The organism is Saccharothrix syringae (assembly GCF_009498035.1).
Taxonomy (GTDB): domain Bacteria; phylum Actinomycetota; class Actinomycetes; order Mycobacteriales; family Pseudonocardiaceae; genus Actinosynnema; species Actinosynnema syringae.
This window is the reverse complement of sequence record NZ_CP034550.1, coordinates 5,989,987-6,002,730: the sequence shown is the minus strand read 5'-3', so window position 1 is coordinate 6,002,730 and position 12,744 is coordinate 5,989,987. Positions and strand designations below refer to the sequence as shown.

Annotated in this window: 1 protein-coding gene; it reads left to right on the top strand. The window is 77.3% G+C overall.

Going from position 1 to position 12,744, the window contains the following annotated elements; translation table 11 throughout:
* The first annotated feature begins 97 nt into the window (after window positions 1-97).
* A complete protein-coding gene (locus EKG83_RS25630) occupies window positions 98-12,739 on the top strand; it encodes a type I polyketide synthase (protein ID WP_033434781.1) in 12,642 nt (4,213 codons plus the stop codon).
* The last annotated feature ends 5 nt before the right edge of the window (window positions 12,740-12,744 follow it).

Here is a 12,744-nt window from a genome sequence, read left to right as displayed (position 1 = left end):
CCTGGAACAGCCGACGACCGCTTTGTGACTGGCCGGTTGGAATTGCTCGGTAGGAATGTCCCCGGAGAAGAAGTCCTCTGCTCGGGAAGGACAGTCGATGGCGAACCTGGATGACGCGGTCGCGGTGGTCGGGGTGTCCTGCCGCCTGCCGGACGCGGCCGACCCCGCCGCGTTCTGGCGGCTGCTCAGCGAGGGCCGCGACGCCGTGGGCGAGCTGCCACCGCACCGGTGGGAGGCGCTGACGGCCGACGTGCGGGCCGACCGCGGCACGCGCCGGGGCGCGTTCCTCGACTCGGTCGGCGACTTCGACGCGGCGTTCTTCGGCATCTCGCCGCGCGAGGCCGCGGCCACCGACCCCCAGCAGAGGCTGGTGCTGGAGCTGGCCTGGGAGGCCCTGGAGGACGCGGGCATCGTGCCCGCCGACCTGGCGGGCACCGCGACCGCGGTCTTCGTCGGCGCGCTGCGCGACGACTACGCGACCCTGGCGCTGGGCCGGGGCCGGATCACCCAGCACACCAACACCGGCACCCACCGCGGCATCATCGCCAACCGCGTGTCCTACGCGCTGGACCTGCACGGGCCCAGCGTCGTGGTCGACACCGCGCAGTCGTCCTCGCTGGTGGCCGTGCACCTGGCCGCGCAGAGCGTGCGCTCGGGCGAGGCGCCGCTGGCGATCGCGGCGGGCGTGAACCTCAACGTGCTGGCCGAGGGCGCCGAGGGCGCGCGCCGGTTCGGCGGGCTGTCCCCGGACGGCCGCTGCTACACCTTCGACGCCCGCGCCAACGGCTACGTGCGCGGCGAGGGCGCGGCGGTGGTCGTGCTCAAGCCGCTGGCGCGCGCCCTGGCCGACGGCGACGACGTGTACGCGGTCATCCGGGGCAGCGCGGTCAACAACGACGGCGCCACGCCCGGTCTGACCGTGCCCGACGCCAGGGCCCAGGAGCAGGTGGTGCGGGCCGCGCAGCGCCGCGCGGGCGTCTCGCCCGAGCAGGTGCAGTACGTCGAGCTGCACGGCACCGGCACGCCGGTGGGCGACCCGGTCGAGGCGGCCGCGCTGGGCGCGGTGTTCGCGAGCCGCGGCGAGCCGCTGCCGGTCGGCTCGGTCAAGACCAACATCGGCCACCTGGAGGGCGCGGCCGGGATCGCGGGCCTGGTCAAGACCGTGCTGGCGATCCGGCACCGCGTGCTGCCCGCCACCCTCAACCACGAGACGCCCAACCCCGCCATCCCGCTCGACGAGCTGGGCCTGGTCGTGCAGACGGAACCGACCCCGTGGCCGCACCCGGACCGGCTGCTGGTCGCCGGCGTCAGCTCGTTCGGCATGGGCGGCACCAACGCCCACGTCGTGCTGACCGAGGCGCCCGCGCGCACGCCGCGGACCGACACCCCGGCCGACACCCCCGTCGCCGTGCCGGTGTCCGGTCGCACCCCCGAGGCCCTGCGCGCCCACGCCGCCCGGCTGCGCGCCACCCCCGGCGCACCGGCCGACCTCGGCTTCTCCATGGCCACCACCCGCACCGCCTTCGAGCACCGCGCCGTCGTGGTCGCCGCCGACCGCGACGCCCTGGACGCGGGCCTGGACGCGCTCGCCGCCGGCACCCCCGCGCCCGGCGTGGTGACCGGCGCGGTCGGCGACGGCCCGCTCGGCGTGCTGTTCACCGGCCAGGGCGCGCAGCGCGCCGGCATGGGGGAGGGGCTGTACCGGGCGTTCCCGGCCTTCGCCGCCGCGTTCGACGAGGTCTGCGCCCACCTCGACCCGGAACTGCGCGAGGTGATCGCCTCCGGCGAGGGGCTGGACGAGACCGGGTGGACCCAGCCCGCGCTGTTCGCCGTGGAGGTGGCCGCCTACCGGCTGGCCGAGTCCTGGGGCCTGCGGCCCTCGGTGCTGGTGGGCCACTCCGTGGGCGAGATCGCCGCCGCGCACGTGGCGGGCGTGCTGTCCCTGGCCGACGCCGCGAAGCTGGTCACCGCGCGCGGGAAGCTCATGCAGGCCCTGCCCGCCGGCGGCGCGATGGTCGCGGTCGAGGCGGCCGAGGACGAGCTGGACCTGCCCGAGGGCGTGTCGCTGGCCGCGGTCAACGGGCCGCGCGCGGTGGTGCTGTCCGGCGCGGAGGAACCGACCACGGCCTACGCCGAGGCGTTGCGCGCCAAGGGGTACCGCACCAAGCGGCTCACCGTCAGCCACGCGTTCCACTCCCAGCTGATGGACCCCATGCTCGACGCCTTCCGCGAGGTCGTGTCGGGCCTGGCGTTCCACGCGCCGCGCATCCCGGTGGTCTCGACGGTCACCGGGCGCGGGGAGGACCTGACCGACCCCGGGTACTGGGTGCGCCAGGTGCGCGAGCCCGTCCGGTTCCTCGACGCGGTGCGCGCCGCCCAGGTCGGGACGTTCGTCGAGGCCGGTCCGGACGGCGTGCTGTCCGCGCTCGCGGCCGCGACCGGCGCCCGCGCGTTCCCGATGATGCGGGCGGGCGCGGACGAGCAGGTCACCGCGCTGACCGCGCTCGGCGCGGCGCACGTGCGCGGCGCGGCCGTGGACTGGGCGGGCGTCTACGCGGGCACGGGCGCGCGGCGGGTGCACCTGCCGACCTACCCGTTCCAGCGCGAGCGGTACTGGCTCGACGACCAGCCCGCCGCCACGCCTGCCACCACGGTCACCGCCACTCCGGCCGCGGCGCCGGCCAAGACCGCGGACCGGACCGTGAACCGGGACATGGCGGCCCTGGTGCGCGCGCACGTGGCCGCCGTGCTGGGCGCCCGCGACGCCGACCGCGTCGACCTGCGGCTGCCCTTCCGCGACCTGGGCTTCGACTCGCTGATGGGCGTGGAGCTGCGCGAGAACCTGTCCGCCGCGCTGGACCGCCCGCTGCCCACCGGCGTGCTGTTCGACCACCCCACGCCCCGCGCGCTGATCGACCACCTGACCTCCGGCGACCACGACGCGACGGCCGGGACGACCGCCGGGGAGAGCACCGAACCCATCGCCATCATCGGCATGGCGTGCCGCTACCCCGGCGACGTCACCTCCCCCGAGCAGCTGTGGCGGCTGCTGGTCGAGGAGCGCGACGCCATCGGCCCGTTCCCCGCCGACCGCGGCTGGTCGCCGGACCTGTACTCCCCGGACGGCGACCGCTCGGGCACCAGCTCCGTGCGCGAGGGCGGCTTCCTGGCCGGCGCGGCGGGGTTCGACCCGGCCTTCTTCGGCATCTCCCCGCGCGAGGCCCTGGTGATGGACCCGCAGCAGCGCCTGCTGCTGGAGACCGCCTGGGAGGCCCTGGAGCGGGCCGGACTGGACCCGGAGTCGCTGCGCGGCAGCCGCACCGGCGTGTTCATCGGCGGCACGGCCGGCGACTACGGCCCCCGCATGCACGAGGCCGACGAGCAGGCCGAGGGGCACGTGCTCACCGGCGCCGCGCCCAGCGTGATGTCCGGCCGCATCGCCTACCAGCTCGGCCTGGTCGGCCCGGCGCTGACCGTCGACACCGCCTGCTCCTCCTCGCTGGTCGCGCTGCACCTGGCCGTGCGGTCGCTGCGCAGCGGCGAGTCCGGCACCGCCCTCGCCGGCGGCGTCGCGGTCATGGCCACCCCCGGCATGTTCCTGGAGTTCTCCCGCCAGCACGGCCTGGCCGCCGACGCCCGCTGCAAGTCCTTCTCCGCCGACGCCGACGGCACCGCCTGGGCCGAGGGCGTGGGCCTGCTGGTGCTGGAGAAGCTGTCCGACGCCCGCCGCAACGGGCACAGGGTGCTCGCCGTCATCCGCGGCAGCGCCATCAACAACGACGGCGCCTCCAACGGCCTGACCGCGCCCAGCGGCCTGGCCCAGCAGCGCGTCATCCGGCAGGCGCTCGACGACGCGGGCGTGCCCGCGCACGAGGTCGACGTGGTCGAGGCGCACGGCACCGGCACCTCGCTGGGCGACCCCATCGAGGCCGAGGCGATCCTGGCCACCTATGGCCGCGACCGCGCCGAACCGCTGCGGCTCGGTTCGCTCAAGTCCAACATCGGCCACACCCAGGCCGCCGCGGGCGTGGGCGGGGTGATCAAGCTCGTCCAGGCCATGCGCCACGGCCTGATGCCGCGCACCCTGCACGTCGCCGAGCCCACCCCGCGCGTGGACTGGTCCTCGGGCGCGGTGGAGCTGCTGACCGAGGCCCGCGAGTGGCCGCGCGGCGACCGGCCGCGCCGGGCGGCGGTGTCGTCGTTCGGCATCAGCGGCACCAACGCCCACCTGGTGCTGGAGGAGGGCGACCCGGAGCGCCCCGAACCGCGCGCCGAGGTCGCCACCCCGGTGCCGTGGCTGCTCGGCGGCCACACCGAGGACGCGGTGCGCGCCCAGGCGCGGCAGCTGGCGGCCCTGGAGAACCCGGACGTCGCCGCGGTCGCCAACGCGCTGGCCGCCCGCACCCGCTTCGACCACCGCGCCGTCGTCGTGGGCACCACCGCCGCCGACTTCGCCGCCGGCCTGTCCCAGGTCGTGCCGGTCCGCGCCGTGCCCGACGCGCGCACCGCCGTGCTGTTCACCGGCCAGGGCGCGCAGCGCAACGGCATGGGCCGCGAGCTGTACGACGCGCACCCGGTGTTCGCCGCGGCGCTGGACGAGGTGGTCGCCGCCTTCGAGCCGCACCTGGACCGGCCGCTGCGCGAGGTGATGTTCGGCGACGCGCCCGAGCTGCACGAGACCCGCTACACCCAGCCCGCGCTGTTCGCCTTCGAGGTCGCCCTGCACCGCCTGGCCGAGCACCACGGGCTGCGGCCCGACCTGCTGGCCGGGCACTCCATCGGCGAGCTGGTCGCCGCGCACGTGGCCGGGGTGCTGTCCCTGGAGGACGCGGCCAAGCTGGTCGCCGCCCGCGGCCGGCTGATGCAGTCGGCCCGCGCGGGCGGCGCGATGGTCGCCGTCCAGGCCCGCGAGGAGGACCTGGACCTGCCCGAGGGCGTGTCCCTGGCCGCGGTCAACGGCCCGGAGTCCGTGGTCGTCGCCGGCGACGAGGACGCGGTGTTGGCGTTCGCCGCGCGGTTCCCGCGCTCCCGCAGGCTCTCGGTCAGCCACGCCTTCCACTCCCACCACATGGACGACCTGCTGGAGGAGTTCCGCGCCGTCGCCGAGACGATCACCTACCACCGGCCGACCGTCCCGGTGGTCTCCACGGTCACCGGTGAACTGCTGGAGCCCTCGGCCGAGCACTGGACCCGCCAGATCCGCGCCGCGGTCCGCTTCCTGGACGCCGTGCGCGGCCTGCGGGAGCGCGGCGCGGACGTGTTCGTCGAGGTCGGACCGGACGCGGTGCTCGCGCCGCTGGCCCGCGCCGCCGGCGTCACCGCCGCGGTCGCGCTGGGCCGGGCCGGGCGCCCCGAGCCGGCCACCGCGGTGCAGGGCCTCGCCCAGGCCCACGCCCACGGCGCGGCCCTGGACCTGGCCTCGTTCGCCCCCGGCGACGCCCGCGCCGACCTGCCCACCTACCCCTTCCAGCACCAGCGGTACTGGCTGGAGCCGCGCGGTCGCGCCGCCGGCCTGGTCACCACCGAGGTGGAGCTGGCCGAGCGCGACGAGCTGGTGCTCACCGGCGAGGTGTCGCTGACCGCCCAGCCGTGGCTGGCCGGGCACGTGGTCAACGGCGCCGTGCTGGTGCCCGCGACCGCGTTCCTGGAGCTGGCGCTGGCCGCGGGCGAGCGGGTCGGCCTGCCCCGGGTGGAGGACCTGGTGCTGGAGACCCCGCTGGTGGTGCCCGCCGACGGCACCGTCCGGGTCCAGGTCTCGGTGCGCGAGGGCCGCTTCGCCGTGCACTCCCGCACCGACTCCTGGCAGCGGCACGCCTCCGGCTCGCTCGCCCCGGCCGGCGCCGCGCCGGAGGCGTTCCCCTGGCCGCCCGAGGCGGTCGAGGAGCCGGTGGCCGACGCCTACGACCGGCTCGCCGCGCTGGGCTACGACTACGACGGCGTGTTCCGCGGCCTCCAGCGCCTGTGGCGCGACGGCGACACGATCTACGCCGAGGTCTCCGTGCCGGGCGCCGAGCGCGGCTTCCTGGTGCACCCCGCCCTGCTCGACGCCGTGCTGCACCCGCTGGTGCTGCGCCCGGCCGGCCAGGGCCGCATCCGGCTGCCCTTCGCCTGGCGGGGCGTGGAGCTGCACGCCCCGCAGGCCACCGCGCTGCGCGTGCGCATGACGCCCACCGGCGACGACGCGTTCACCATCGACCTGCTCGACGGCGCGGGCGTGCCGGTCGGCTCGGTCGAGGGCATCACCCTGCGCGAGGTCGCCCGCGACGGCCTGGCCGCCGGCACCGCGTTCGCGCTGAACTGGACCGCCGTGCCCGCGCCCGCGCGGGTCGCCGACCACGTGGTGGTGCCCACCGCCGCCACCGACGACCCCAAGGACGCTGTGCGCCACGCGCTGGCGGTGGTCAAGGACTGGCTCGCCGCCGAACATGGCCCCGACGAGCGGCTGGTGCTCCGCACCCGCGGCGCGGTGGCCGCCCGGCCCGGCGACCGGGTCGACGACCTGGCCGGCGCCGCGGTGTGGGGCCTGGTGCGCGTGGTGCAGTCCGAGCACCCCGACCGCGTGGTCGTCGTCGACGCCGAGCACGAGGACGAGGCGCGGGCCGCCGCGTCCACCGGCGAACCGCAGGTCGCGGTGCGCGGCGGGGAATTCCTGGTGCCCCGCCTGGCCCGCGCCGAGCTGCCCGAGGCCGCGCCGCTGGAGGTCGACGGCACGGTGCTGGTCACCGGCGGCACCGGCGGCCTGGGCGCGCTGGTGGCCCGGCACCTGCACGACCGGCACGGCGTGCGCGACCTGCTGCTGGTCAGCCGCCGCGGCCCGGACGCGCCCGGCGCCCGCGAGCTGGCCGAGGAGCTGGGCGCCCGCGTCGCCGCCGTGGACGTCTCCGACCGCGACGCGCTGGCCGCGCTGCTGGCCGGCGAAAAGCTGGGCGCGGTCGTGCACGCCGCCGGCGTGCTGGACGACACCACGACCACCGCGCTCACCGACGAGCAGGTCGACCGGGTGCTCACCGCCAAGGCCGACTCCGCCCGGCACCTGCACGAGCTGGCCGGCGACGTGCCGCTGTTCGTGCTGTTCTCCTCGATCTCCGGGGTGCTGGGCACGGCGGGCCAGGCCAACTACGCCGCGGCCAACACCTACCTCGACGCCCTGGCCGCCCACCGCCGCGCCCGCGGCCTCAAGGCCACCTCGCTGGCCTGGGGCCTGTGGGAGGCGGGCATGGGCGAGACCCTGTCCGAGGCCGACCTCGCCCGCTGGGCCCGCGCCGGCGTGGCGCCGCTGACCGCCGAACGCGGCCTGGCCCTGCTCGACCGCGCCCTGGCCGACGACCGGGCCCTGCTGGTGCCCGCCACCCTGGAACCGGCCAGGGTCGACCCGGACGGCGTCGTGCCCGCGCCGCTGCTGGGCCTGGTCCGGCGCCGGACCGCCCGGCCCGCCAAGGCCGCCGCGCTCACCGCCGAGTCCGCGCTGGAGCTGGTGCGCGCCGCGGCCGCCGCCGCCCTCGGCCACGCCGACGGCGCCGCGGTCGACCCCGACCGCGCCTTCCGCGAGCAGGGCTTCGACTCCCTGGCGGGCGTCGACCTGCGCAACCGGCTCATCGCGGCCACCGGGCTGGCGCTGCCCGCGACCCTGGTGTTCGACCACCCCACGCCCCGGGCGCTGGCCCGGCACCTGCTCGCGGGCAGCGGACCGGCCAAGACCACGACCACCACCGCGGCCCGCGCCGACGAGCCCATCGCCATCGTGGGCATGGCCTGCCGCTACCCCGGCGGGGTGCGCTCGCCGGAGGACCTGTGGCAACTGGTGGCCGAGGGCCGCGACGCGGTCACCCCGTTCCCGACCAACCGCGGCTGGGACCTCGACGCCCTCTACGACCCGGACCCGGAGAAGCTGGGCACCAGCTACACCCGCGAGGGCGGGTTCCTGCACGACGCCGACCTGTTCGACGCCGACTTCTTCGGCATGTCCCCGCGCGAGGCCCTGGCCACCGACCCCCAGCAGCGGCTGCTGCTGGAGACCGCGTGGGAGACCTTCGAGGACGCCGGCGTGGACCCGGCGGGCCTGCGCGGCAGCCGCACCGGCGTGTTCGTCGGCGTGATGTACGACGACTACGCCTCGCGCCTGCCCGAAACCCCCGAGGAGGTCGAGGGCTTCCTGCTGGCCGGCAACACCTCCAGCGTCATCTCCGGCCGGCTGGCCTACACCTACGGCCTGGAGGGCCCCGCCATCACCGTCGACACGGCGTGCTCGTCGTCGCTGGTCGCCCTGCACCTGGCCGCGCAGGCGCTGCGCAACGGCGAGTGCGAGATGGCACTGGCCGGCGGCGTCACGGTCATGGCCGGGCCGAGCACGTTCGTCGAGTTCTCCCGCCAGCGCGGCCTGTCCGCCGACGGCCGCTGCAAGTCCTTCTCCGCCGACGCCGACGGCACCGGCTGGGCCGAGGGCGTGGGCCTGCTGCTGGTGATGCGCCTGTCCGAGGCCCGCAAGCGCGGCCTGGACGTGCTCGCCGTGGTGCGCGGCAGCGCCGTCAACCAGGACGGCGCCTCCAACGGCCTGACCGCGCCCAGCGGCCCGGCCCAGGAACGCGTGATCCGGCAGGCCCTGGCCTCCGCCCGGCTGTCCACTTCGGACGTCGACCTGGTGGAGGCGCACGGCACCGGCACGAAGCTCGGCGACCCCATCGAGGCGCAGGCGCTGCTGGCCACCTACGGCCAGGACCGCGGGGAACCGGTCCGGCTCGGCTCGCTCAAGTCCAACATCGGCCACGCCCAGGCCGCGGCCGGCGTCGGCGGGATCATCAAGGTGGTGCAGGCCATGCGGCACGGCGTGATGCCCCGCACCCTGCACGCCGAGCGGCGCTCGCCGCACGTGGACTGGTCCGCCGGCGCGGTGGAGCTGCTGACCGAGCCGCGCGAGTGGCCCGCCACCGGCCGGCCGCGCCGGGCCGCGGTGTCGTCGTTCGGCATCAGCGGCACCAACGCCCACGTGATCGTCGAGCAGGCCCAGGCCGCGCCGCTGCCGGAGCGCGAGCCGGCGGACGAGCCGACCGTGCTGCTGCTGTCGGCCCGCGACGAGACCGCGCTGCGCGCCCAGGCGGCGAACCTGCGCGAGCACCTGGCCGCCCACGAGGACGTCCCCGCGCCCGACGCCGCGCTCACCCTGGCCGGTCGGCCGCTGCTGGAGCACCGCGCCGCCGTGGTCGGCGACCGCGCCGCCCTGCTGCGCGGCCTGGCCGACCTCGACTCGCCCGCGGTCGTGCGCGGCACCGGCGCCGGGCGCGGCAAGGTCGCGTTCCTGTTCACCGGCCAGGGCAGCCAGCGCGTGGGCATGGGCCGCGACCTCTACGCCCGCTCGGAGGTGTTCCGCGCCGCGCTCGACGAGGTGTGCGCGCACCTGGACCCGGTGCTCGACCGGCCGCTGAAGACCGTGCTGTTCGCCGAGCCGGACTCCGCCGACTCCGCCCTGCTCGACCAGACCCGGTTCACCCAGGCCGCGCTGTTCGCGCTGGAGGTGGCGCTGTTCCGGTTCGCCGAGCACCACGGCGTGCGGCCGGACTTCCTGTTCGGCCACTCCGTGGGCGAGGTCGCCGCCGCGCACGTCGCGGGCGTGTTCGACCTGGCCGACGCCTGCCGGCTGGTCGCCGCGCGCGGCCGGGCCATGCAGTCGGCCCGCGACGACGGCGCCATGGCCGCCATCGAGGCCACCGAGGACGAGGTCCGGCCCACCCTGCGCGACGGCCTGGCCATCGCCGCGGTCAACGGGCCCCGCTCGGTCGTGGTCTCCGGCGACGACGCGGAGGTCAGCCTCGCGGTCGACGAGTGGTCGGCCCGCGGGCGGCGGGTGCGCAGGCTGCCGGTCAGCCACGCGTTCCACTCGCCGCACATGGACGAGGTGCTCGACTCCTTCCGCGCCGAGCTGGCCGGCATCGCCTTCCACGAGCCGCGGCTGACCGTGATCTCCGACGTGACCGGCGAACCCGCCACCGACGGGCAGCTGCGCTCGCCCGACTACTGGGTGCGGCACATCCGCGAGGCCGTGCGGTTCCTCGACGGCGTGCGCACCCTGGAGCGGCTGGGCGCCACCGAGTTCGTCGAGCTGGGCCCGGACGGCGTGCTCACCGCCCTGACCCGCCAGGGCCTGACCGGCGAGCCCGGCAGCGCCGTGCCGGTGCTGCGCCGCGGCCGCCCGGAGCTGGAGAGCGCGCTGACCGCGCTGGCCACCCTGCACACCCGCGGCGTCCCGGTGACCTGGGAGTTCCCCGGCGCCCGGCGGGTCGCCCTGCCCACCTACCCGTTCCAGCGCCGCCGGTTCTGGCTCGACGCGCCGCGCTCGCGCCGCTCGGCGGCCGGGCTCGGGCTGGGCGAGACCGGGCACCCGCTGCTGGGCGCCGCGGTCGAGCTGGCCGACGGCGGGTCGGTGGTGCTCACCGGCCGCGTCTCGGCCAACGGCTGGGTCGGCGACCACCGGGTGCGCGGCGACGTGCTGCTGCCCGGCACCGCCTTCGCCGAGCTGCTGCTCGCCGCGGGCGCCCACGTCGGCCACCCGCACCTGGCCGAGCTGACCCTCGCCGCGCCCCTGGTGCTGGGCACGGCCCGGCTCCAGGTCACCGTCGGCGCGGCCGAGGGCGACCGCCGCCCGGTGACCGTGCACGCCGCCACCGACGACGGGCCGTGGGAGCTGCACGCCACCGGCGTGCTGACCACCGCCGCGGACGCGCCCGGGGAGCTGGGGGAGTGGCCGCCCGCCGGGGCCGAGGAGGTCGACCTGACCGGCGCCTACGACCGGCTGGCCGAGCACGGCTACGGCTACGGACCCGCCTTCCGCGGCCTGCGCGCGGTGTGGCGCCGGGGCGACGAGCTGTTCGCCGAGGTCGCCGGCACCGACCGCACCGACGGGTTCCTGGTGCACCCGGCGCTGCTCGACGCCGCGCTGCACACCCTGCTGCCCGGCGTGGTCGACGACGACGCCGAACCGGTGGTGCCGTTCTCCTGGCGCGGGGTCACCGCCCACGGCGCGGGCACCGCCGCCCGCGTCCGGCTGGTGCGGCGCGGCTCCGCGGTGTCGCTGGACGTCCACGACGCCGCCGGCGCCCCGCTGCTGTCCGCCGACGAACTGGTGCTGCGGCCGCTGGGCCGCACCGCGCCGCGCTCCGGCCTGCACGCGCTGACCTGGCGCCCGGTCCCGGTCACCACCGCGAGGTCGCACGACCTGGCCGTGCACCGGGTGGCCGGCACCGGCCGCGAGGCGGTGCACGAGGTGCTGGCCGCGCTGCGCGGCGCCGGCGGTCGGCTGGCCGTGGTGCTCCGCGACGACGTGGACCAGGCGGCCGTGCGCGGCCTGGTGCGCACCGCGCAGACCGAGCAGCCCGGCCGGTTCGTGCTGGCGGCGGTGGACGACGACCCCGCCTCAGAGCAGGCCCTGGACGCCGCCCTGGCCCTGGGCGAGCCGGAGGTGGCCGTGCGCGGCGGCGAGGTGTTCGCCCCGCGCCTGGCCAGGACCGCCGGGCAGGGGCAGCGGGTCGACTGGGGCGACGGGCCGGTGCTGGTCACCGGCGCGACCGGCGCCCTGGGCGGCATCCTGGCCCGGCACCTGGTGACCGCGCACGGCGTGCGCGACCTGGTCCTGCTGAGCAGGCGCGGCCCGGACGCGCCCGGCGCGGCCGAGCTGGCCGCCGAGCTGGCCGACCTCGGCGCGACCGCCACCGCGGTGGCCTGCGACGCCGCCGACCGGGACGCGCTGGCCGAGGTGGTGGCCCGGCACCGGCCCACCGCCGTGGTGCACACCGCGGGCGTGGTGGCCGACGGCACCCTGGCCGGCCTGACCGCCGAGCAGGTCGACGCCGTGCTGCGGCCCAAGGTCGACGCCGCGTGGAACCTGCACGAGCTGCTGGGCGACGCCTCCGCGTTCGTCCTGTACTCCTCGGTCGCCGGCCTGCTGGGCACCGCGGGCCAGGGCAACTACGCGGCCGGCAACACCTTCCTCGACGCGCTCGCCGAGCACCGGCGGGCGCGGGGCAAGCACGCCGTGTCGCTGGCCTGGGGCCTGTGGGAGACCGCCAGCGAGCTGTCCGGCGGCCTGTCCGAGGTCGACGTGAGGCGCCTGGGCCGGATGGGGCTCAAGCCGCTGGCCTCGGCCGAGGCGATGGAGCTGTTCGACGCCGCCCTGGAGCACGGCGCGCCCGTGCTGGCCGTGACCGAGCTGGACCTGGCCGCCCTGCGCGACCGCGACGACCTGCCCGCCGTGCTGCGCGACCTGGTGCGGTCCCGCCCCGCCAGGCCCGCCGCCGGGCCCGTGGTGCCCGCCCAGCGCGGCGCACCCACCCCGGCGGACCTGCCGGAGCTGGTGCGGGCGCAGGTGGCCGCGGTGCTCGGCCACGACGACCCGGCCGCGATCGAGGCCAGGCGCGCGTTCACCGAGCTGGGCTTCGACTCGCTGACCGCGGTCGAGCTGCGCAACCGGCTCGGCGCGGCCACCGGCCTGGACCTGCCCACCACGGTGGTGTTCGACCACCCGAGCCCGCAGGCCCTGGCCGACCACCTGCGCACCCTCGTGGCCCCGGCCGAGCAGCCGCAGGACACCGGGTCCCTGGTGGACCGCCTGGAAGAGCTGATCCGCGGCGGCGGCGTGGCCGACCGCGAGCTGGAGCGGCTGCGCGCGCTGCTGGGCCGCCCCGCCCTGGACCCCGACCTCGACACCGACGACGACGAGGCGCTGTTCGCGCTGGTCGACGAGCTCGACTGACCCTG